The organism is Rhizobium sp. AN5, assembly GCF_900215255.1.
Lineage (GTDB): Bacteria > Pseudomonadota > Alphaproteobacteria > Rhizobiales > Rhizobiaceae > Agrobacterium > Agrobacterium tumefaciens.
In genome coordinates this window covers 700,582-723,700 of sequence record NZ_OCMJ01000004.1, presented here as the reverse complement: position 1 = coordinate 723,700, position 23,119 = coordinate 700,582, and the positions used below count along the sequence as shown (strand labels likewise).

Sequence of the window (23,119 nt, the reverse complement as noted above, 5' to 3'; positions counted from 1 at the left end):
ACGCGCTGTCCCGAAAAAATACGGAGTCGGTTCAAGGGGTTAAAATTCTTTTAACTTTTGCCTCTGGACACAGCGAATCGCATTTGATTCACTATGCATATTCGAGCGGCGGCGCTTCGAATCAGTGGGGATATCTTGAAGGCGGGACAATGACGAACGTGCGGCGGGCGACTGCGGGCGATGAGCGGCCGTATGCCAAATTTTCTGATCTTGCGGCCTGGGGCGAAAGGCTTTCCAGCGACCTGATGGGTTTGATGAACGGCTCCGACCGCCCGATGCCGCAGGTCGAGACCCTGCTGAAGCGCCTCATTCCCATTCTCATTCTTGCATTTCTCGTCGTCATCGCGGCGTCACGCATGCTGGGCATCGTTGCCGAATATAGCCGCATGGAAGAGGCAGCCCGCCACTCCACCGCACTGACGGCGCTGACGGCAAAAGCTGCCCTTATCAACAACGGTATTGTCTTTGCCTCGCAAGAGCGCACCCGCGCCGAGGCGAGCCTTGCCGCAGCGCTGCCTTCGGGCAGCCTTGCTGATGGCACCATGGTGCTTCTGTCGGGCAGTAACGGCCGGATTTTTGCCGGCGCCGGCAAGGGCGCCACGCTTTATATCGGCACCTCCCTGCCCGCTTTGCTTCCCGAAATCGCCATTGTACAGCGTTTTCCCGGTGCCCCCGGCACCATCGAAACCAATATCGACAACCAGCCGCATTATGCGACGATGATCCCCTTCGGCGACGATGGCGGCATGGTCATCGCGGCGCGCTCGCTTGAGCCGATCCGTTCTTTCTGGCGCAGCGAAATCGCTATGAACGTGACGCTGTTTGCCGGGATCTCCTCGATCCTTCTCGTCGTGCTCTACGCCTATTACATGCAGGTCAAACGCGCCCGCGATGCCGACGACATCTTCGCCGAATCGAACCTGCGGGTGGAGACGGCGCTGTCACGTGGCCGCTGCGGCCTGTGGGACTTCGATCTTTCCACGCGGCGCATGTTCTGGTCCGGATCGCTCTACGAAATCCTCGGCAGACCGCCGAAGGCCGCACCGCTGTCCTTTTCCGATGCGGCGCGCATGATGCATTCCGAAGATGGAAACCTCTACGAGCTTGCCCGTGCCGTCGGCTGCGGTGATCTGCGCCAGATCGACCAGATCTTCCGCATGCGCCACGCGAAAGGCCACTATGTCTGGCTGCGCGCCCGCGCCCAGGTCATCCGCACCAATAACGGCCCGCGCGTCATCGGCATCGCCATGGACGTGACCGAGCAGCACCGCCTTGCGCAACGTTATGCCGAGGCAGACCAGCGCCTTGCAGACGCCATCGAATCCACCTCGGAAGCCTTCGTGCTGTGGGACAAGAACGACCGTCTCGTCATGTGCAACACCCATTACCAGAAGGCTTACGGCCTGCCGGACAGCGTTCTGGTAGCGGGCACCGAAAAGAGCGCCGTGCAGGCGGCTGCGGCACGCCCGGTCGTGGAGCGGCGCGTTGCGGACCCCGATCAGTCTGGCCTTTCGCGCATGACGGAAGTGCAGCTTGCCGATGATCGCTGGCTACAGATCAATGAACGCCGCACCCGTGACGGCGGCCTCGTCTCCGTCGGCACCGACATTACGCTTCTGAAGCGCCATCAGGAGCGCCTGCGCGACTCCGAACGCCGGCTGATGGCCACCATCGGCGATCTTTCCGCCTCGCAGCATAAGCTGGAGCGGCAGAAGACGGAGCTTTCAGACGCCAACGCCAATTATCTCGCCGAAAAAGAGCGCGCCCAGGCGGCAAACCTCGCAAAGTCCGAATTCCTCGCCAATATGAGCCATGAGCTGCGCACGCCGCTCAACGCCATTCTCGGCTTTTCCGACATCCTGCAAAACGAGATGTTCGGCCCGGTTGGCTCGCCGAAATATTCCGAATATGCCCGGGATATCCACGACAGCGGCAAGCACCTCCTAAACGTCATCAACGACATTCTCGATATGTCCAAGATCGAGGCGGGCCATATGCGGATCAACCGCGAGACGATCGATCTCGCGCCGCTGATCGAGGAAACCCTGCGGCTGACGGCCATCCAGGCGGAACAGAAGAACATCACCGTGCAGCAGAAGGTCTGCGCCGGGCTGACGATGCAGGGCGACCGCCGCGCCATGAAGCAGATCATGCTCAACCTTCTGTCCAATGCTGTGAAGTTCACCGGCAATGGCGGCCGCGTAGCGCTGCGCACCCATGTGCATCAGGCCGCCATGATCCTCACCATCGCCGATACCGGCATCGGCATTCCCGCCGAGGCGCTCGACAAGATTGGCCAGCCCTTCGAGCAGGTGCAGAGCCAATACGCCAAAAGCCAGGGCGGCTCAGGCCTCGGGCTCGCCATCTCGCGCTCGCTCGTCAGGCTGCATGGCGGCACGATGAAAATCCGCTCCTGCGAAGGCAGAGGTACGGTGGTGACGATCATCATCCCGCACGCGGCAGGGTGCTGTGGCACGGTGCATTGAGGAATATCGGGGTGTGCCCGCTGCGTTGCAGTAAGTGAAGGCAGAACGCGCGATACCCGCCATCACCCGCCATTCTTCACCGTTGCCACAAACGCCTTCCTGACAACCTTCGCCAGCCGCTTCACCTCGCCCTCCAGCGTGGAAATATCCGGGCAATCCCCGGCCCGGCAAACCAGATCGATAAGACCGGCAGGCGCTTCCTTCGGATTGAAAGCACCGTCGATGCACAGCCGCACGATCTGCGATATCTCGGTGTAAAGCGCCGTCGCCGCCATGCAGTCGTCGAAAGATTGCTGCTCCATCACCGGAGCCGCCAGCACCTGCAATGCCTCTGCCGTGTTGCGACCCGGTTCGTGCGGCTGGAGACCCCTGGCGGGCCCGACCAGAGCCAGATATTGGGCGATGAATTCCAGATCGATCAGCCCACCATTGATGAGCTTGAAGTCCCAGATGTTTTCCGGCGGCTTTTCCTGTTCGATGAGGCTTCGCATTTCCAGCACATCGGCTGAGACTTTCGCCACATCCCGTTTCTGGGAGAGTACCGAGGCGATGATGCCGCGCGCATCTTCCATCAGCGAGGCTTCGCCACAGATCAGGCGAGCGCGGGAAAGCGCCATATGTTCCCAGGTCCAGGCTTCCTCGCGCTGGTATTTTTCAAAGGCGGAAATGCGCGTCGCCACCGGCCCCTTGTTGCCGGAGGGGCGAAGCCGCATGTCCACCTCGTAAAGCACGCCTTCGGCCGTGGGCGCCGACAGCGCGGCAATCAGCCTTTGGGTGACGCGAGTGAAATAACGCACCACATCGAGCGGTTTTGCGCCGGTCGATTCATGGGCGGCGTCGTCGTAATCGTAGAGGAGGATGAGGTCGACATCCGAACCCGCGGTCAGCTCGAAGGAGCCGAGCTTGCCCATGCCCATCACGGCCACGCGCCCGCCCGTATATGGCCCATGCACCGTCTCCATCTCCGAGAGAACGGCATTCAGGGCCGCTTCAATTACCAGGTCGGCAAGATGGGTGAAGGCGCGGGCGGCGATCTCGCCACGGATCGCGCCTGTCAACAGTCGCACGCCGATGAGAAAGCGCTGCTCGGCGGCAAAAATACGGAGCCGGTCGAGAATGTCCTCGTAATGGCGGGCATTGGAGAGGAAATTGCCCATGCGCTGGGCGAGATATTCGCGCGTCGGCACGTCGCTCATCAGCGCCGGGTCCAGCATGCCGTCAAAAACATGCGGGCGGGCGGCGATGATTTCCGCAAGGCGCGGGGCCGACGACATGATCGTCACCAGCAGCGACAGCAGCGCCTGATTGTTGCCGAGCAGCGAGAAGAGCTGGATGCCCGCCGGTAGCCCGGAGAGGAAATTATCAAAGCGCAGCAGCGCCTCATCCGCCCGCTTGCTTTCGCCAAAGGAGCGCAGCAGATCCGGCGTCAGCTCCGTCAGCCGCTCGCGCGCCTCGACCGATTGCGTTGCCCGGTATCGGCCATTGTGCCAGGTGCGGATGACGCGGGAAATATCCTCCGGCCGCTGAAAACCAAGTGCTGAGAGGGTTTTCAGCGTATCGGGATCGTCCTTCTGGCCAGTGAAGACCAGATTACCGGCCTCACCGGAGAGTTTCGTCTCCTGTTCGAACAGCGCCGAATAACGGCGCTCCACCAGCCGCAGCACCTTTTCCAGCTTCTCGGAAAACGCCTTGGTATCTTCAAAACCGAGCATGAAGGCGATGCGCTTCAGTTCGGTTTCGGTGTCGGGCAGCACGTGGGTCTGCTCGTCGCGCACCATCTGAATGCGGTGTTCCACTTCGCGCAGGAACCAGTAGGCTTCAGTCAGGCTGTCACGCGTTTCGGCATCGATCCATTTCGCTTCGGTGAGCGCCGCCAGCGCCTCCTGCGTCGCGCGGACCCTGAGCGCCGGCATACGGCCGCCGGCGATCAGCTGCTGCGTCTGCGCGAAGAACTCGATCTCGCGAATGCCGCCGCGTCCGAGCTTGACGTTATGGCCCTTAACCGCAATCGCGCCATGGCCCTTATGCGCATGGATCTGCCGCTTGATGGAGTGAATATCGGCAATCGCCGCATAATCGAGATATTTGCGGAAGATGAAAGGTGTCAGTTCGCGCAGGAAATTGTCGCCGGCCTTCAGATCGCCCGCCACCGGCCGCGCCTTGATATAGGCGGCGCGTTCCCAGTTCTGGCCCCTGCCCTCGTAATAAAGCAGCGCCGCTTCCACGGGTATGGCGAGCGGCGTCGAGCCGGGGTCTGGCCGGAGCCTCAAATCGGTGCGGAAGACGTAACCGTCTGCCGTGCGCTCCTGCATGATACGCACGAGGCGGCGCATCATGCGGCCGAAATTCTCTGTCGCAGCATAGGGATCGTCGATAATGCCCGCCGAGGGTTCGAAGAACACCACCGCGTCGATGTCCGAGGAATAGTTCAGTTCGCGAGCGCCGAGCTTGCCCATGCCAAGCACGATCAGGCCGGAACCTTCGCTTGGCGCGGCCACGTTCTTCAGTTTGAGCTTGCCGGTCTCATGGCCGACAAGCAGCAGGTGGTCGATGGCAGCGGAAAGCGATGCATCCGCCATGTCGCTCAGCCAGCGCGTGGTATCGCGGGCAGTGAAGATGCGCGCCAGATCGGCAAGCGCTACGACGAAGGAAAGCCGACGCTTGGCGATCCTCAGCCGCGACATCACCTCGTTTTCGACGGGCACGCCGCCCTCTTGCCCCGGCTTCCAGCAATCGCGCGCTTCACGGACGAGATCGGCCAGCAGTGGCTCCAGCGGTTTTGAAATAGCCAGCGTCAGCAACCCCTCATCCGCCGCGGCCATGTCGCGCAGATAGGGCGACAGCGTGAAAGCCGCAGCGATGAAGTCCTTCAGCGGGCTTTCGGCGGCAAGAAGCGCGGCCACAGCTGGCTCGCCCTTGGCGATATCCTTCAGCGTGGAGAGAACGGATTTCAGTTCCGTCTGCGTATAGGGGCGGATCACGCCCGGCAGAACCTCGCTCAGCCGCCTTTCAGCGGTTTCCCGTTTCGTCACTGTCTCTCTCCCTCTCCCGAGCGACCCATCCTTGCGCTTCGACCGTGCCTGATTCTCAGGAAGGATCGCTTCCCGCAAAATCGTCCTGCCGCCACGCATTGTCGAAGCTTCCGGGCGCATACACTCCGCGTTGTAACAAATGCGTGGCGCTTTGCGATCAGGAAAACCGCTTTTGCCGATCTTTTCCGAGGCCCGGCCTGCAGAAGCGCCATTTCAGTCGTGGCCGGCAATCTCGCGTAATGTCTCCGCAATTATGCCCACGTAGCGTCCTCCTCAACGAAACCCGACTCCCAGGTTTTGCAACGCTTGATGCTGCAACGGATATGATCATGAAACAGATTTTTACAGTGAAATGGCAAAAGAACCTGCGTGCGATGGCGTTGTGCCTGACCGCGCTGCCCCTGGCGCAGGCCGTCTGCACGCCCGTCCTCGCCGCCGATCTCGGTAAATCGGACAGGCTCGCCGAACCGCAGGGCAATTTCGACAATGCCCGCTACAGCAGTTCCAGCGAGTGGAAAATCACACTTGGCGTGGGTGCTGCCTACGCTCCCAAATATGAGGGCTCGGACAAGCTGGAAGCAGGCGCGGTTCCCCTGGTTTCCGTTGAGTATGGAGATACGCTGAGCATCGATTTCAGCGGCGTCACCGTCAACCTGCTGAACAGCAACGGCTTCAGACTGGGCGTCAAGGGCGGCTGGGAAGCCGGGCGCAAGGAAAAGGACGACAAGAAAAATCTTCGCGGAATGGGTGACATCAAGGCGGGCGGCGTGGTCGGCGGTGTTATCGCTTATGGCATCGATCCCTTCGAGGTCTATGCGAAGGTGGACAAGACCATCAGCGGCAGCGAAGGGTTGACCGCAACCGTCGGCGCCAGCGTTTCGCACAAAGTCGACCAGTTCATCCTTGGCGCGGACCTCTCCGCCACCTGGGCGGACGACAAGCACATGAAATCCTATTTCGGCGTCACCTCAGCCCAATCCGCCCGTTCCGGCCTGCGCCGCTATGACGCCAAGGCAGGCTTCAAGCGCATCGACGCCAGCGCCTCCCTCACTTACCTTATGACCGAGAACTGGTCGATCACCGGCGCCGGCGGTGTTGGCTTCCTGCTGGGCGATGCCAAGGAAAGCCCGCTCTCCAAAAAGGACATCCAGCCCTTCGCGATGATTGGCGTGGCTTATACGTTCTGAGCCGATGGCGACGTGGCGTTGCGGGGATGCGTAACCATCTCCGCAACGCCGTGACGTTTCTGTCCCGCCGCGTGAAGTTGTCGCCTGCCCTGGGCGGAGGATCGTCGCTAAGTTCAGAGAATCCTGTCCCTGTATTCCGGCGGTGCCACCCAGCATTGCTCACGTTTTCCGAACCAACGGTAGCGATTGCGGGCGACAAAACGATAGACGGGATCGCGCAGAAATTCGGGAATTATGCGCAACATGCCAAGCAGCCGCCAGGGCATGCCAAGCGCCTCATAGATAGCAAGAACGCCGTCGCTATCCTGTCGCACCCTGTCGCCATCCACGACGAGCAGGCTGACCGGATTTTTGGGGTCCATTCCGTGCCGCCGGTAGATTTCCGTGCCGGCGGCTCCCTGCATGGAGGCCAGCCGGAAATATCCGGCCTTGTCATGCCGCAGTACGAATTGCGCATTCACGGAGCACAGCACACATTCGGCATCGAACAGAATGATCGGGCCATGGTGGTCGCCGACCAAGGGAGCCATGTTTGCCATCCGTTATAAGTCCTTTTGCCGATCGCGATGCGATCCCCCAATAAAGTGCAGCTGTAGAACCTTATAAGATATTCTTCCGATCATCTTTCAATTCAATCTCGAGAGACGATTATTTCTCGACGGTGAACGAATTTCCGCACAAATAGCAGTGACCAACCGGTGCTGGTGTCGGCGGCGTTGGACAGCGCGGCTTACGAGGTCGAAACGGGAAAGATCATCGAGACGGTCAGGCCCGGGCAGACGGAATTTGTAGTGTCGGTGTCCGACAGCGCGAGCGATCCGCCGTGCAATTCCATCACGGCCTCCACCAGCGACAGGCCGAGCCCCGTGCCGGGTTTGGAGCGGCTTTCGTCCAGCCGCACGAAACGTTTCAGCACCTCGCCGCGCTTGTCGGCGGGGATGCCGGGGCCATTGTCGGAGACGGAAAGCACGATGGCGTCCGGTTCGCTCACCAGACGCACGACGAGTTTTTTGTCGCCCTCGCATTCGCAGGCATATTTCATGGCGTTGTCGATGAGGTTTGAAAGCGCCTGGCCGATCAGCTCACGGTTGCCCTGCACCGAAAGACCGGGTTCGATCTCAGCCTCAAGCGTAAGTCCCGCGTCCTCGGCCACCGGTTCGTAAAGTTCGGCGCTGTCGGCGGCGATTGCCGACATGTCCACATCGGTCATTTCGGCGGCGATGGAACCCGCCTCGACGCGGGAAATCATCAACAACGCATTGAAGGTGCGGATCAACTGGTCGGATTCGGCAATGATGCCTTCGAGTGCCGCGCGCCGTTTCGTCTCGTCGTCGTCATCCAAAGCGGCGGCCGCCTTGTTGCGCAGCCGCGTCAGCGGTGTCTTGAGGTCATGGGCAATGTTGTCGGACACCTGCCGCAAGCCCTCGTTCAGCTTTTCGATACGGCCGAGCATGGCGTTGAGCGAGCCGGACAGCCGGTCGAACTCGTCGCCGGAGCGGCCCTGCGGCAGGCGCTGCGAAAGATCACCGGCCATGATCTTCTTGGTCGCCGCCGACATGCGGTCGATGCGTTTCAAGGCATTGCGGCCGATGCCGAACCAGATGAGCAGCGCACCGGCGCTCATGATGGCAAGCGCCACCATCAGCGCATTGCGCACCAGCGCCCGGAATTTGGTGGGTTCGCCGAGATCGCGGCCGATCAGGATGCGCAGGCCATTGTCCAGCATGAAGACATTGGCGGTCGCCATATGCTGCACGCTGTCGCCGCTTTCGGAATAACGTTCGTAACGGAAGGGGAAACCCGTCCAGCCCTCCTTGTCAAACACGCCGGGCTGCACGGAAGCGACGTTGCCTGCAAGAATTTCGCCATTGGGGCCGGCGATGATGTAAAGGCTCGCCCCCGGCTGGCGGGCACGGCGCTCCATCATCCGCAACAGCGGGTTGATGCCGCCGCGATTGTAGATGCGCTGCACATCCGACACTTCCTGCAGCACCGCGTCACGCGTCTGCTGGTTGAGCAGCCGTTCGGAAAGGGCGGTGACATAAAAGACCAGAAAGGCGGCGCAGAGCGCAAACAGCAGGATATAAAGCGCCGAAAGGCGCACCGCTGTTGACCGGAACAATATTCTGAGGCGGACCATTTTCGCCAATCAGCCCTCGTCCTTCATCATGTAACCCGCGCCGCGAATGGTCTTCAGCAGCGGCTTTTCGAAGTCCTTTTCGATCTTCGAACGAAGGCGGGACACATGCACGTCGATGACATTGGTCTGCGGGTCGAAATGATAATCCCAGACGTTTTCCAGAAGCATGGTGCGGGTCACCACCTGGCCGGCATTCTTCATGAGATATTCCAGCAGGCGGAACTCACGAGGCTGCAACAGGATTTCCTTGCCGCCGCGCCGGACATCGTGGGACAGCCGGTCAAGTTCGAGATCGCCGACACGGTAGACCATGTCCTGTTCGGGTTTGCCCTTGCGGCGGCCCAGCACTTCGATGCGTGCGAGAAGTTCGGAAAAGGCATAGGGTTTGGGCAGATAATCATCGCCGCCGGCACGCAGGCCGGTCACGCGGTCGTCCACCTGCCCAAGCGCCGAAAGAATGAGAACCGGCGTCTCGATGCCGCGCCGGCGCAGCTCGCTGATGACGGAAAGTCCGTCGCGGCGCGGCAGCATGCGGTCGATCACCATCACGTCATAGGAATTCTCGCAGCCCATGAACAGGCCGCTTTCACCATCGCTCGCGTGGTCGGCAACGATACCGACTTCCCGGAACGCCTTGGTCATATAGGCCGCAGCCTCGAGATCGTCTTCAATAACAAGAATCTTCATGTGCGGGACAATAGCGCCCTCGCCCTTTTCCGCACAACCGGAAACAGATGCGACAGACATTTCCTGAACCTTGTTTTCCATGAGATTTCCTCCTCGGTGCTGACTGGACCGGCTTTGTGGGTCCTTGTCTTCTCCCCGCCGGGGGGAAGGTGGCCCGAAGGGTCGGATGAGGGGGCAAGGGCGCGGTCTATCGCTGGCCTTGCCCTTGATCCCGCTGCCGCGACCTTCTCCTCCCTAGCGGAGAAGAAACAAGCGGCACGCGCGTTCCACATACTCTGTCCCGCCCTCAAGGTGAGACACAGTCCCGAGCGACGCCGGCTCAAAAAAGAACCGACGTCGCATCTCAGATTATCAACCCTGGTCGATATCCAGTGCGATGAAGCGGCTGCCGCTGTCCGTCTGGATCTGGAACAGCGCCTTGGAGCGTCCGTCCTTCTTCGCCTGCTCGAGAACCTTCTCGATATCGGCGGCGGAAGCCACTTGCTGGTTGTTGACGGAGGTGATCTTCTCACCCGTCTTCAGGCCACGGGCAGCGGCGTCGCTGTCCGGATCGACATCGGTGATTGCAAGGCCGTTGCCGTCGTCAGCGGGCGTAACCGTCAGGCCGAGGCTCGACAACACCTTTGCGCTGGAAGGCTTGCTGCCACTGTCGTTTTCCTGGCCCGGCGTTGCCTTGGAGGCATCGTCGCTTGCGAGATCGCCAAGCGTCACGGTGACCGACTGCGACTTGCCGCCGCGCCAGAGCGAGATTTCAACCTTGCTGTTTGGCGTCATGCTGCCGATGCGGCGCGACAGATCGCGGGCATCCTTGACCGGGTCGCCATTGACGGCAGTGATGATGTCACCCTGCTTGATGCCAGCCTTGTCGCCCGGCGAACCGGACTGCGGCGAGACGACGAGCGCGCCCTTCGCTTCGGCAAGACCAAGCGACTCGGCAATGTCCTTGCTGACGGGCTGGATCTGCACACCGAGCCAGCCGCGTTCGACCTTGCCGTCCTTTTGCAGGTCAGCGATCACGTCCTTGGCAACGGACGACGGGATGGCGAAAGCAATACCGACATTGCCGCCGGAGGGCGAGAAGATCGCGGTGTTGATGCCAACGACTTCACCGTTGAGATTGAAGGCGGGACCACCGGAGTTGCCGCGGTTCACGGCGGCGTCGATCTGCAGGTAATCGTCATAGGGGCCGGAGCCGATATCGCGGCCACGGGCGGAAACGATGCCCGAGGTTACCGTGCCGCCGAGGCCGAAGGGGTTACCGACGGCTACGACCCAGTCACCGACGCGGATCTTGCTGTCATCGGCAAACTGCACATAGGTGAACTTGCGGTTCACATCGACCTTCAGCAGCGCCAGATCGGTACGCGGATCACGGCCAACGAGCTTGGCTTCGAGTTCGGTACCATCATTCATCACCACCGTGTAGGCGGAGCCGTCATCGACAACGTGGTTGTTGGTGACGACATAACCGTCTTCGGAGATGAAGAAGCCGGATCCTTGAGCGACGGGGCGCAGCGGACCCTTGCCGTCACGGTGACGGTTCGGACCACGGTCGGAACGGTCCTGGTTGGGGCCGCCGAATTCCTTGAAGAAGCGCTTCAGGGGATGGTCGTCCGGCAGCTGGTCGAGACCACGGCCGCCGAAATTGAAGGAAAAGTTGCTGGAATCATCGGAAGCGGGCTGAACGTTCGACTGGACGCGAACGGAGACGACGGCGGGCGAAACCGCCTCGACCACATTGGCGAAGCTCGGAACCTGCGGCGCAGTCACCTCGACCGGAGCGGCAAAGGAATGAACGATCGGTGCGGCGATGCCTGTGGAAAGCATCAGCGCGGCAAGACCGCCAACGGTCGTTGCCTTCAGAACCGTCTTCAGCGAGGAGCGTCCGTTTTGCGAGTGAGACATGGTGTACCTTCTTTCTTCATTCAGACTGGAACCCGTTTGACCGGGGGAGAAGCGGTGGATGATGAAGATATAGGAGGCGACACCTTACAGCGAAGTGTCTGACGAATGAAAAAACCGTAATGTTGAAAAAGAACCGAGGATGGATATGAAAATCGGTTATTTTTCAATGAGATTACGAATTCTCTCTTCTTCGTCCGCGCTCAGTTTTTCCGGCCGCTCCTGGGTGGCGCGCCGACGCGAAAAAACGAGGATGGCGAATATTCCCGCAAGCGCCAGAACGATGGGCGCGCCCCACAAAAGTGCGGTGCGCAGGCTGAAACGCGGTTTCAGCAGCACGAATTCGCCATAACGAGACACAACGTAATCGACTACAGCCTGATCGCTATCGCCTGCCACCAGCCTGTCCCGCACCAGAACGCGCAGGTCCCGCGCCAGTTCGGCATTGCTGTCATCGATCGACTGGTTCTGACAGACCATGCAGCGCAGTTGAGACGTGAGATTGCGGGCGCGCCGTTCCAGCACCGGGTCTTTGAGGACTTCGTCGGGATTGAACGCGAAGGCCGGCCATGACGTAAACATGAGGACGAGAAGGAGCGTGAGCCCCGCCACAACCTCCCTAATTCCTGTGCTTGTCACAGGAATCCAGCCAGCCCAAGTCCTTGGGCTGAAAAGGCTCTCCAGCCGCGCAGACGCGCGTCGACTGGATTCCTGTGACAAGCACAGGAATGAGGAGAGTTCGCCACTCATTCCGCCGCCTCCGGCATTGCAGCCCGCACGGGCTTCGCCTTGCGGCTCGGTGCGCCCACCCTCAACCGTCTGTCGGAGAGCGATATCAAACCGCCGGCCATCATGAACAACGTGCCGCCCCAGATGCACAGGATGAAGGGTTTCCACCAGATGCGCACTACCATGCCGCCATCCGCCATCGGGTCACCGAGCGAGACGTAGAGCTGGCTGAGGCCGAAGGTCAAAATGCCCGCTTCCGTGGTCGGCATGCGCCGTGCGGTGTAGAGCCGTTTGGAGGACCAGACGTCGGCCACTTCCACACCCGCCTTGCGTATGGTGAAATGGCCGCGATCCTCGGTGAAATTAGGGCCGACGGCATGGCGAATACCGTCGAAGGTGAGACTGTAGCCGCCCGCCTTTGCCTCCATGCCCTGCTTCATTTCAAGAACGGTTTCGGTCTCGAAGGTGGTGACAGTGACGATGCCAAGCACGGTGATGCCAAGCCCCATATGGGCAAGTGCGGCGCCGAAGGCCGAACGCGGCAGGCCCTTGAGGCGCCGAAAAGCGATGCCGAAGGCCAGTTTGCCGAAATTGGCCCGATACCAGAGATCGGCAAGCGCCCCGAAGATCAGCCAGAAACCGGCTGCGATACCGAGTGCGGCCAGCACCGGGCCGCCGTTTTCCACGTACCAGAGCGTCAGCCCCGCAAGGGCTGCAATGGCGGCCGCCACATAAAGCCGCTGGAAAGCGCCGAGAAGATCGCCGCGTTTCCAGGCGAGCATCGGCCCGAAGGGCGTGACGATCAGGACCGGGATCATCAGGAGGCCGAAGGTGAGGTTGAAGAACGGCGCGCCGACCGAGATTTTTTCGCCTGTCAGCGTTTCGAGAATGAGCGGATAGAGCGTGCCGATCAGCACGGTCGCGGTCGAGACCGTCAGGATCAGATTGTTGAGGACCAGCGCCCCTTCGCGCGAGATCGGCGCAAACAATCCACCCACCTTCAGCGAGGGCGCCCGCCATGCGAACAGCGCGAAAGCTCCACCGATGAACACGGTGAGGATGCCGAGAATGAAGATGCCGCGGCTCGGATCGGTGGCGAAGGCGTGCACGGAGGTCAAGACGCCGGAGCGCACGAGGAAGGTGCCGAGCAGCGACAGCGAAAAGGTCATGATCGCCAGAAGCACGGTCCAGATTTTCAGCGCTTCGCGCTTTTCCATGACGAGTGCCGAATGCAGCAGCGCGGTGCCCGCTAGCCATGGCATGAAGGAGGCGTTTTCAACCGGATCCCAGAACCACCAGCCGCCCCAGCCGAGTTCGTAATAGGCCCAGTAGGATCCCATGGAGATACCTGCCGTCAGGAAGGTCCATGCGGCGAGCGTCCACGGCCTTACCCAGCGCGCCCAGGCCGCATCGATCCGGCCCTCCAGAAGCGCTGCGACGGCGAAGGAGAAACAGACGGAAAAGCCGACATAACCGAGATAAAGCAGCGGCGGATGGATAGCGAGGCCGAAGTCCTGAAGGATAGGGTTCAGGTCCTGCCCTTCGGCCGGCACCCGCTCCAGACGCATGAACGGATTGGAGGTGAGCAGGATGAACAGCAGGAAGGCGACGGAAATCCAGGCCTGTACGGACAGTACATTGGCTTTCAGCGTTTCCGGCAGATTACGGCCGAAGACGGCAACGAGCGCGCTGAAAAACACCAGTATCAGCAGCCATAACAGCATGGAGCCTTCATGGTTGCCCCAGACGCCAGTCAACTTGTAGAGCATCGGCATCAGCGAATGGGAGTTTTCCCAGACGTTGCGCACGGAGAAATCCGAGACCGCATAGGCCCGCGTCAGCGCCGCAAAGGACAAGGCCACGAGCAGGAACATCACGACGGAGCCGAGCGAGGCGATATCCATCAGCGCCCGGTCGTTGCGGCGCGCGCCGATCACCGGCAGCGTCGAGACGATCAGCCCCACGGCGAGTGCCAGAACCAGAACGTAATGGCCGATCTCGTTGATCATTTTATCGCTCCGGTCTTGTCGGCTGAAGCCCCCGCAGGAGAAGGCGCTGCGCCGGAAGGTTGCCCACCCTCTCCGGTGTTCTGCCACAGGCCCTTGTCTTTCAGCCGGTCGGCCACTTCCTTCGGCATGTAGTTTTCGTCATGCTTGGCCAGAACGCTGTCGGCGACGAAGCCATGGGTGGCGGCATCGAAAACGCCTTCCGTCACCACGCCCTGCCCTTCGCGGAAAAGATCGGGCAGAATGCCGGTATAGCTGACGGGCACGTTTGCTTCACCGTCAGTCACCGTGAAGCTGACCGTGCGGCCCTCCCCGCGCTTGACGGAGCCTTCCGCCACCAGCCCACCAAGGCGAATGCGGGTGCCGGGATTGACCGGCGTCTTCTCCAGATCGGCCGGCATGTAGAAATAGGCTATGGACTGGCCGAAGGCGAACATGACGAGCAGCACGGCCGCGACGATGAAGCTCATGCCGCCGCCGATGATTGCGAGCCGTTTCTGTTTGCGGGTCATTGCGTCACTCCCTGCGGCATCGCGCGCCCTTGCCCATCCATGCGAACAGGTCCGGCGGAAACTCCCAATTCCTTCGCCAGCGCCAGTAGCTGCTTACCCTCTTCGCCCTCAGGCGGGAAAACCTGCAAACCGGCTCTCAGTGCCTCGCCCGCCTTCGCTGCATTGTTCAAGACGGAATAGGCGCGCACGAGGCGCATCCAGCCTTCGAAATCACCGGGATTTTCCTTGAGCTTGGCGTCGAGACTCGCCACCATGCCCTCGATCATTGCCTGCCGGTCGGCGGGCGTCATGTCTTTCGCCGCTGCCACGTCGCCTGCGGTCGGGCCGGGCGCTACCTCGCCGCCGGTTCTGGCGATATGTTCCCGCACCAGCGGCAACCATGGCGCACCGGCGGGTGCATCCGCCGCCAGTGCTGCAAAGGCCGCACGCGCCTCCTGCGCCTTGCCCGCCTGCTCCAGTGACAGCGCCAGATAAAAGCGGGCACGTGGATTGCCGGGCTTCAGCCGTTCGGCCTCGGCAAAGGCGTCACGCGCAGCCTCGATGACGATGCCGTCATTGCTCGCCACCAGCGTTTCGCCAAGTCCCGTCAGCCGTTCCGGGCTCGGCCCTTGCAGACGAAGCGCGTTGCGATAGGCAAGCTCGGCATCGCCAAGCCGCATCGTCTTGAAATAGATCGGCGCCAGAATATCCCAGCCTGCACCGTCGTCGGGGTTTTCGGCCAGATGCCGCTGGGCCCGGGCGACCAGAAGGTTCATATCGTTGCCGGGTTGCTCCAGACGTGCCTCGAGCGGCATGTCCGGCACTTCCGGACTTCCCTTCCAGATGTAAAGACAGAGGCCAAGTGCGGGCAGCAAAACGGTAATCAGGGTTACGGCGAGATTGTGCCGCAGCGGTCGGGCGCTGCTTTCAGCGTCTTGACGGGTATCGGCTGCGGCAAGCAGCCGGCGGCCGATTTCGGCGCGGGCATATTCGGCCTCCGTATCGCCGATCAGGCCGGCTGCACGCTCGCGGTCCAGTTCGGCAAGCTGGTCGCGATAGACTGCAACCTCGCCGTCGCGGCGCGTCTGCGACACTTCGGTCTTCCGCATCAGCGGGTACATCAGGACGATGGCGACAGCCGCCGTCAATATCGCAACGACAATCCAGAACATAAGGCTCAATTACTCGAATGCACGGCACATGGAAACATGAAGCGCGGAGATGACGCGAATTTGAGACATCACGCCGCACCGCCCGGCGTCCAGCTGCACCGCTATAGCCCTTCCTGTCACTCGGAAAGGTCCATGACCTTGATTTACGTCAAAGGAGACCAGCTGCCATCGGCATTGCGGCAGGCTGCACCGCGTACCCGGGTTTCCTTTTCATCGACAGTCAGCGTGTGGGAATATTGCCGGCAATTCTGGTTGCCCACCTGATAGGGCGCATTGGCAACCACCTGGCCGCTGGCATCTTCGCCGGTCCATGTCACCGGCGTACCGACCGGGGCGGTTTCCAGTGCGCGATATTCGGCCTCCAGCGCTTTGGTGCGGTCGCCCTTTTCGAGATCCAGACCGCTTCGCCCGACAATGCCGCCCTGCATGTTGGCAAGGAACGGCGTCGAAGGTTGTGCCGAACCGCCGAACAGGCTGCCACCGGCCGAGCGGGTGCCCGTGGTGGTGCAGGCGCTCAGCATCGATACGCACAGGATCGAGAGAAGTGCCGGGCGTGACACCAGCGAACGCATCGTCACGGAGCGGCAGCCATCATACACGTCAACCAAACCCTGTCCTCTTTTCCTTACCGCACCGCACGTAATATATCGGCATTGAATTTCTTGCCTTTTTTCTTGCCTCACGCAAGCTCTTTCGAGAGGCCAGGCAAAATCAGATCGGCTTTCAGGCCACCTATCGCGCTGCGCGAGAGGGAAAAGTGGCCATGGTACTCAGACACCACTTCGGAAACGATCGACAATCCGAGGCCGGTGCCCGGACGGCTTTCGTCCAGCCGCCTGCCGCGCTTCATCGCTTCGCTGATCTGCCCGGGCTCCAGCCCCGGCCCGTCATCCTCAACGATCAACTCCACCCATGAGCGTCGGCCCATTTCGGGGTCGGAGGACGGGTGAGTGCCGGTCGCAAGCGTGACGACGACTTTGGTCTGCGCAAAACGTGCGGCATTCTCGAGAAGATTGCCGACGATCTCCTCCAGATCCTGCTGTTCCATACCCAGCACCGCTCCTGGATGCTCGAAATTCAGCTCGAACTGCTTGTCGGGGTTGAGGCGGCGCATGACGCGCACCAGCCGTTCCAGCGCCGGCTCCGCTTCGACACGGGCAAGGATCGAGCCGCGCTGGGCGGCGATGCGAGCGCGGGAAAGATAGGATTGCACCTGCGCCTGCATGGCGTCAGCCTGCGCGCGCACCAGATCGCCATGCTGCGGCTCCAGCGTGCGGGCCTCGTTCAGAAGCACGGCAATCGGCGTTTTCAGCGAATGTGCGAGATTGCCGACCTGCATGCGGGCGCGCTCGACGATGCGCCGGTTGCTGTCGATCAGCGCATTGACTTCGTTCGCCAATGGCTGGATTTCGCGCGGGAATTCGCCTTCGAGGCTTTCCGCCTCCCCGCCCCTGATCTTTCCGAGCGCCAGACGGGCCTGATCGAGCGGCCGTAGACTGTAGAGAATCGCAAGGCCATTGACGACCAGACTGCCGACGCCGAAGACGGCGAGCGCCAGATAAAGACTATTGGAGAAATTGCGCACATCGTCTTCAACGACGTTGAGGTTGCCGGAAACGCGGAAACGCGCGGCACGGCCTTCACCATCCAGCACGACTTCCGTTTCCGCCACCCGCACCTTGTTGCCCGCCTCATCCGTCACGGCATAAAACCGCTCGTATCTGTTATCGAAGGGAGCATCGATAATGCTCGGCACCGGCAAGGACGCGACGCCGAGCGAAGAGGAGACCAGCGGTGCGGTCTGGAAATTGCCGAGCGGCTCCACCACCCAGTACCAGCCGGTATCGGGCTGCGAAAACCTGAGATCACCGAGCTGCGGGCTGCCGGCCAGCGTATTTTCGTTCGAAATCGTCACGGAATTGATGACGTTATAAAGCTGCGCCCGCAGAAGATCGGTGAAGCTGCGCTCCACGCCCTGCCGGTAGAGCGTCGAGATCACGACGGCAATGACCACCAGCGCCAGCGCCGACCAGGCCGAGGCGAGAAGAAGAACGCGGGCGGTAAGAGAGCTACTTCGCATCTGCCGGCGCTTGCATCCGGTAACCGAGGCCACGGATGGTCTCGATCAGATCAACCCCGAGCTTCTTGCGCAAACGTCCGACGAACACCTCGATCGTGTTGGAATCCCTGTCGAAATCCTGATCGTACATATGTTCGACCAGCTCCGTGCGCGAGACGACCTCGCCCATGTGATGCATGAGATAGGAAAGCAGGCGGAACTCGTGCGAGGTGAGCTTCAGCGTCACGCCGTTGACCGTTGCCTTGGAGGATTTGGTATCGAGCTTGACCGGTCCGCAGACGAGTTCGGAGGAAGCGTGGCCAGCGGCGCGGCGGATGAGCGCACGCACACGGGCAAGAACTTCTTCCACATGGAAGGGCTTGGTCACGTAATCGTCGGCACCGGCATCGATGCCCGCCACCTTGTCGCTCCAGCGGTCACGGGCGGTGAGAATGAGGACCGGCATGGCCTTGCCCGCCGCGCGCCACTTCTCGACGACGGTGATGCCGTCCATCTGCGGCAGGCCGATATCGAGAACGATCGCGTCATAGGGTTCGGTATCGCCGAGATAATGGCCTTCCTCGCCGTCAAATGCCTGATCGACAACATAACCGGCTTCTTTCAGCGCGTCGGTCAGCTGACGATTGAGATTGGCATCGTCCTCAACCACGAGAATACGCATTATCCGCCCTTTCCTTACGTCCCGGCCCGCGCGCGCGTCGCCGGTCATGCTAACTGTCTCGGATTGTTTTCCGATATTTCGGCGATGCGGGCAAGGCTACATCGGCACGCGCATCGTTACCTTGCGCGGGCGCTCGCCATTCCCCTGGACGAGAACGGTAACGACACAGGACTGACCGTCACCGGAGGGATAGACCGAAAGAAGCTGACCACCGGTTTCGCGCACCACGCGGGCAACGGCCGCGCCGCAATCGCTTGCAACCAGAATGTAATGGCCCTGCAAATCAGCCTCGGGCGCCGTGAAACCGGAAAGCCCGGCTGCAAGCGTCGCGATGATGAGAGGTGATGCCATTGCACAAATCTTCCAAAAAAATCGGCTGCGTCTCGAACCGTATTGTGACCGAATATGTAGCGCAAAGCGTCTGAATGGCAAATGAATGCCGCCCCCGACGCCACGACGCACGGCGGGGACGGTAAGGGCGCAAGTGGCGTCAGCGGATGGCACGGGTTGCCGAAAGGCGGCCGTAAAGTGCGACGAGGCCGCCAATTCCGCCCGCAACGGTCACCAGTCCCTCTGCCAGCTCGCCGTGCAGGCCGGCGGGAAGATCAAGACCAGCAACGCTGAAAAGCGGTGCGAAAACCGCAACCAGGGCGCCCCAGATCGTGCGCGATTGATACCATGCCTTGGTACTCTCCATAATCTCGTCCTTTGCGTTGTTTTTCAGGTAGTTGTCAGAGTGGGAGAACGGCTTGCGCCGCCACTCCCAGAGGCACCGCGCGGCCGAGCTGACGGACACGCACGGAAATGTGATCCCGCAAGGTCGGGAAATCTGTGAGTTCGCCCGCTTTGGGGTACAACCAGAAGGGTTCGGAGACCTCTGCCGTGCGTCGCACGGCCTCGCCATCCAGCACCTCCACGCGGTAACGCTCGAACGGCTCTTCCAGCGGTATCTCGCTCGCGTCCCAGCCATCGGCCTCCATCCGGCCTCGGCGCACCCAGCGCAGCAAAACGCCGTCCCTGCGCCGCTCGGCCGCAAGATGCACCGGCGCAAGCGGCGTTTCAGACCGCAAGCCACCCTCGAAGACGAAAGGCCCGGCGGGAGCGCCCGCCATTCCCGCCGCCTCGGCGATCCAGTTTAGACGCCGTCCGCGCTCGGTCGCGGCAAGACCGAGCGGCTGCACCGCCGCGTCCAGCACCACAACAGGGGCGCCCACCGGCGCGCCAACGGCCAACGCATCTTCCGTGCCGCCAAGCCCCCGCAACAAAGCGGAAAGCCGCCAGCGCGCAGGCGCAATTTCCTCTGCGCGCGCGAAAGCGATGATCTCCCAAACACCGTTTGCGGCCCTCACCGCCATGCGGTTCTCGCCGTTCAGCACCGAAAGCTCCGTGGCCGAGGAAAGCTCGCCGGATGGCAGATCGATCAGGATGGTGTTTTGCCGGTCGAAACGGCCGGAGGGGCCTGATGTCAGCGGCATGGCCAACGTGCCGATCATCGCGGGCCGGTCAAGCACGGCGCGCTGCCGGTAGCCTTCCGTGCCTGCGGAGGACGAAACGACGATTGGCCGCCATGGCCGTGCAAAAACGGCAATCTGCGCCGAATTTTCAGACGCTGTGCCGTCATGGCGCGGCAGGTCGAGAAACAGCAACTCCGGGGCAAAGCCTTACGCGCCGTTTGCCCCGCCAACACGACGCTCATCCACAGCGCCCGAAAAAGCGGCGGATGCGGCGGAAAAGGCGCGCGCCTCCACCTGCCGTACAGCACCGTCCTCAATCCGGCTGACCAGAAACCTCCCTGCCGGAGCCTCCGAAAACACATTCTGCGGGAGACGAATGCAATCGCCGGGTTCCAGAGCGATATCTGCGGGCGGCAGGGCAAAACGCAGCGTGCGCCGTGCCTGCCTGTTGTCACGCAACAGGGCCTCAGCCGCGACTTCCGCTGTTTCCGCCGGGAGTGCGGCGTTAAGGTCGAGCCGCATGACGCGGCTGCCGGCATTGTCGATACGGCGCGAACGCACGCTCGCCTGCTCGTAGTCCAGCGCCGGATTGAACGAGGTCAGCACGACCTCTGCGGCGAAATCGCTGTCATGGCCGCGATTTTCCGACCACAGCGGTTCGTCGTCCAGATCGGCCAGCACGGCGGCGTCACGCACGGGCAGAACCGCCGTATTGCGAGAGCGGAAGCGCAGGGTTCCGCCGTCCTCTGCCACATCCACCTGAAACGCCGCCATCAGCGGCTCGAGGAGGTTGCGGGCCGAGGTCACGTCGCCCTTCACATATCCCGTGAGATCGCCACTGACGGCGGAGACGTCGAAGCTGGAAAAACCATGGTCCGTCAAGATCGCGGCGATGGTATCGGCAAGTGTGGCAGTCCCAAGCCGGCCGTTCAGCCAATGGCCGGTACGCCAGTTGGCCCCATCGCTCCAGGCCGCGCCGTTCTGCGGAAAGGCGGGGAACGGCCGCGCATCCCAGGTCCACATATAGACGCGGTTCTGATCCACCATCGCCGCATCGCCCTTCCCCCTCCAGTGGTCGAGATGCGCCCCCAGAAACTGTCGCTGCTGGCTGTCGGCGCGGCTTCTGCTGGAAAAATAGGGAAAGGCGTTTTCCGCCGATTTCGGATCGGGAAAGACATTCGGGCGCGTCGCACTCTTGTCCACCGCCGGGCAGCCGAGTTCGGTGAACCAGATCGGTTTCGACCCCGGCACCCATGCGGTTGGCGTCAATTTCTCGGCACCGCGCAACCGGTCAAAATGGGCATTCTGCCACCAGCTTCGCAGGTCCTTGTAGCGGAATACCCACGGCTTGCCCTTGAGACCATCGGTGATGGGCGTGCGCCGCCGCGCCGCGCGGTCGGCATGGCTGGCGTAATACCAGTCGAAACCCTCACCCGAGGTGATGGCGCGACGGAAGGCGTTAGCATCGTCCGGGCCGCTCATACCATCAGGATTGCCGTTTGCGGCATCCTCGTCGCGCCAGTCGGAAAGCGGCATATAATTGTCGATGCCGATGGCATCGATATCAGGGCTTGCCCACAGCGGATCTAGATTGAAGAACACGTCGCCGGAACCGTCCGCCGGCTGATAGCCGAAATATTCGCTCCAGTCCGCGCCATAGGTCAGTTTCGTTGCCGGCCCGACAACGGCGCGCACATCCGCCGCCAGCCGCACCAGTTCCTCCACGAAAGGAAAGGCGTCGTTATGGTCGCGCAGGCTTGTCAGCCCACGCAGCTCCGAGCCGATCAGGAAGGCATCCACCCCACCCGCCTGCGCCACCAGCGCCGCATAATGCAGCACCATGCGGCGATACCCCTCAGTGCTGTTGCAGAAGGTGGAAATCTCCGTGCGCGTGCCTGCACTGCGGTCGGGCGAACCTGCCAGGCCCGGTGCCGGAAAACAGGTGATGCGGCCGCGCCAGCCATAGGCGTCCTGCTCGCCTTTGCCGTAGGGGTCCGGCAAGCCGTTGCCAGCGGGTACATCCATCATCACGAAGGGATAAAGGCAGACCTTCAGACCACGCGCCTTGAGGTCGGCTATCGCCTGCACAACGCTTTGATCATCCGGCGTGCCACCATAGGCCGGGCCGCCGCCGTGATGGCTGACGAGATGCGCTTGCCCGCGCGAAACACCGGCGACGGACCATTCCGCACTTTCCCTGTCGCGACCTGCCACTTCCACACCCGGCAGAATGCGGCATTCGCCCGCGCGCATGTCGGTGCCGAACCAGCTCACCACCAGCGCCACGCTTTGCAGATTGTGGCACAGCGCCTGCAATTCGTCGATCGCGGCCTGCCAGTCGGTTAGGGCCGTCAGGCAATTGCGGTTCATGATGCGGCTTTCGCCCATGCCGGTTCGTTCCGAAACCTGCGCCGTGGCGTAACCGTGTTCCGTCGCACCGGGAATAACGGTGATGGCACGGATGGATTTCTCCAGCCGGCCGACCGGTCGCACCACTTCGAACTGCATCAGCGGAATGCGGTTGCCATAGCCATCGAGCGGCAGGCGTTCAAACACGACATAGGCCAACCCGCGAAAGGCCGGCGCATTGCCTGCGCCCTGTTTTGCCTCGATCAGCGGATCCGGTAATTGCGTCTCGCTGCCGGGATAAAAGCGCATCTCGATGGCGCTCAGGTCCAGTTCCCGCCCATCGGCCCAGACGCGCCGCACCATGGCCGCCTCGCCCTCGCACAGCCCGACGGCGAGATTGGCGAAGTAGCGAAAGGTCCCCACCTTCGGGCCGCGATTGCCCTTGCCGCCGCGACGCGTCACCTCGACGCTTTCCTCAAAGCGCGTCGCCCAGATCAGCGTACCGCCGATCCTCGCCGTGCCGTAAAGCCGGTTGATCGCAGCGCCTTCGTCCGCACCCGGAATACGCGCTGTGGAAAGCCGGGCGCCGGACACCGTGCGGCCGCTGGAAAGCAGCGCGCGGTCGACGGCATTGCCCGCCAGCGCGCCAGCCGCGCGGCCGATGATGGCACCCACGGGGCCGAAAACGCCGCCGAGTGCTGCACCCGCCGCCTGAAAGAGAATGGTCGCCATGGTCGCCTCGA

At 61.9% G+C, this 23,119-nt stretch carries 16 protein-coding genes and 1 pseudogene; 2 read left to right on the top strand and 15 right to left on the bottom strand.

Annotation, left to right across the window (positions count from 1 at the left end):
* The first annotated feature begins 149 nt into the window (after positions 1–149).
* The gene (locus CRP02_RS15925) at positions 150–2,486 is read left to right on the top strand and encodes a PAS domain-containing sensor histidine kinase (RefSeq protein WP_019564062.1); all 2,337 of its coding nucleotides are present in this window, start codon (positions 150–152) and stop codon (positions 2,484–2,486) included.
* Positions 2,487–2,548: 62 nt separating this feature from the next.
* On the opposite strand, the gene CRP02_RS15920 is transcribed toward CRP02_RS15925, so the two are convergent.
* Complete coding sequence (locus CRP02_RS15920) at positions 2,549–5,518, bottom strand: bifunctional [glutamine synthetase] adenylyltransferase/[glutamine synthetase]-adenylyl-L-tyrosine phosphorylase (RefSeq protein WP_097171695.1); 2,970 nt, start codon at positions 5,516–5,518, stop codon at positions 2,549–2,551.
* A 323-nt stretch (positions 5,519–5,841) separates the two neighbouring features.
* Here CRP02_RS15920 and CRP02_RS15915 point away from each other — a divergent pair, with 323 nt between their 5' ends.
* Positions 5,842–6,705, top strand: a complete 864-nt coding sequence (locus tag CRP02_RS15915) for a MipA/OmpV family protein (protein ID WP_174001568.1) — start codon at positions 5,842–5,844, stop codon at positions 6,703–6,705.
* Between the two features lie 113 nt (positions 6,706–6,818).
* Here CRP02_RS15915 and CRP02_RS15910 read toward each other — a convergent pair whose 3' ends face one another.
* From CRP02_RS15910 to CRP02_RS15845, 14 genes and pseudogenes are all read right to left on the bottom strand, one after another.
* Positions 6,819–7,244 carry a thiol-disulfide oxidoreductase DCC family protein gene (locus tag CRP02_RS15910; protein ID WP_097171694.1) on the bottom strand — a complete coding sequence of 142 codons (426 nt, stop codon included), beginning with the start codon at positions 7,242–7,244 and terminating at the stop codon, positions 6,819–6,821.
* Positions 7,245–7,435: 191 nt separating this feature from the next.
* Positions 7,436–8,845 carry a sensor histidine kinase gene (locus CRP02_RS15905; RefSeq protein WP_097172802.1) on the bottom strand — a complete coding sequence of 470 codons (1,410 nt, stop codon included), beginning with the start codon at positions 8,843–8,845 and terminating at the stop codon, positions 7,436–7,438.
* A 9-nt stretch (positions 8,846–8,854) separates the two neighbouring features.
* Complete coding sequence (locus CRP02_RS15900; RefSeq protein WP_013635754.1) at positions 8,855–9,613, bottom strand: response regulator transcription factor; 759 nt, start codon at positions 9,611–9,613, stop codon at positions 8,855–8,857.
* Positions 9,614–9,883: 270 nt separating this feature from the next.
* Entirely contained in the window at positions 9,884–11,437 is a 1,554-nt protein-coding gene (locus CRP02_RS15895) for a Do family serine endopeptidase (RefSeq protein ID WP_097171693.1), read from the bottom strand.
* Between the two features lie 156 nt (positions 11,438–11,593).
* Positions 11,594–12,058, bottom strand: coding sequence for a cytochrome c-type biogenesis protein CcmH (locus tag CRP02_RS15890; RefSeq protein ID WP_179784155.1), 465 nt, complete (start codon positions 12,056–12,058; stop codon positions 11,594–11,596).
* Positions 12,059–12,180: 122 nt separating this feature from the next.
* Positions 12,181–14,172 carry a heme lyase CcmF/NrfE family subunit gene (locus CRP02_RS15885; protein WP_097171691.1) on the bottom strand — a complete coding sequence of 664 codons (1,992 nt, stop codon included), beginning with the start codon at positions 14,170–14,172 and terminating at the stop codon, positions 12,181–12,183.
* The gene (gene ccmE / locus CRP02_RS15880) at positions 14,169–14,681 is read right to left on the bottom strand and encodes a cytochrome c maturation protein CcmE (protein WP_003512141.1); all 513 of its coding nucleotides are present in this window, start codon (positions 14,679–14,681) and stop codon (positions 14,169–14,171) included. The genes CRP02_RS15885 and ccmE overlap by 4 nt, the downstream gene beginning before the upstream one ends.
* The gene (gene ccmI, locus CRP02_RS15875; protein WP_179784039.1) at positions 14,678–15,832 is read right to left on the bottom strand and encodes a c-type cytochrome biogenesis protein CcmI; all 1,155 of its coding nucleotides are present in this window, start codon (positions 15,830–15,832) and stop codon (positions 14,678–14,680) included. The genes ccmE and ccmI overlap by 4 nt, the downstream gene beginning before the upstream one ends.
* A 143-nt stretch (positions 15,833–15,975) precedes the next feature.
* Positions 15,976–16,404: a hypothetical protein gene (locus CRP02_RS15870; RefSeq protein ID WP_097172801.1), complete on the bottom strand. Its 429-nt coding sequence runs from the start codon at positions 16,402–16,404 to the stop codon at positions 15,976–15,978.
* Positions 16,405–16,511: 107 nt separating this feature from the next.
* Positions 16,512–17,912 (bottom strand): sensor histidine kinase, encoded by a 1,401-nt coding sequence (locus CRP02_RS15865; protein ID WP_097101994.1) that lies wholly within the window; start codon positions 17,910–17,912, stop codon positions 16,512–16,514.
* Positions 17,902–18,573, bottom strand: coding sequence for a response regulator transcription factor (locus tag CRP02_RS15860; RefSeq protein ID WP_003512135.1), 672 nt, complete (start codon positions 18,571–18,573; stop codon positions 17,902–17,904). Before CRP02_RS15860 ends, CRP02_RS15865 begins: the two co-directional genes overlap by 11 nt.
* 96 nt (positions 18,574–18,669) lie before the next feature.
* The gene (locus tag CRP02_RS15855; protein WP_097171689.1) at positions 18,670–18,924 is read right to left on the bottom strand and encodes a hypothetical protein; all 255 of its coding nucleotides are present in this window, start codon (positions 18,922–18,924) and stop codon (positions 18,670–18,672) included.
* A gap of 139 nt (positions 18,925–19,063) precedes the next feature.
* On the bottom strand, positions 19,064–19,270 hold the full coding sequence (locus tag CRP02_RS15850; protein WP_003512133.1) for a hypothetical protein: 207 nt from the start codon (positions 19,268–19,270) through the stop codon (positions 19,064–19,066).
* A 34-nt stretch (positions 19,271–19,304) separates the two neighbouring features.
* Positions 19,305–23,108, bottom strand: a pseudogene (locus CRP02_RS15845) (baseplate multidomain protein megatron).
* Positions 23,109–23,119: the final 11 nt, after the last annotated feature.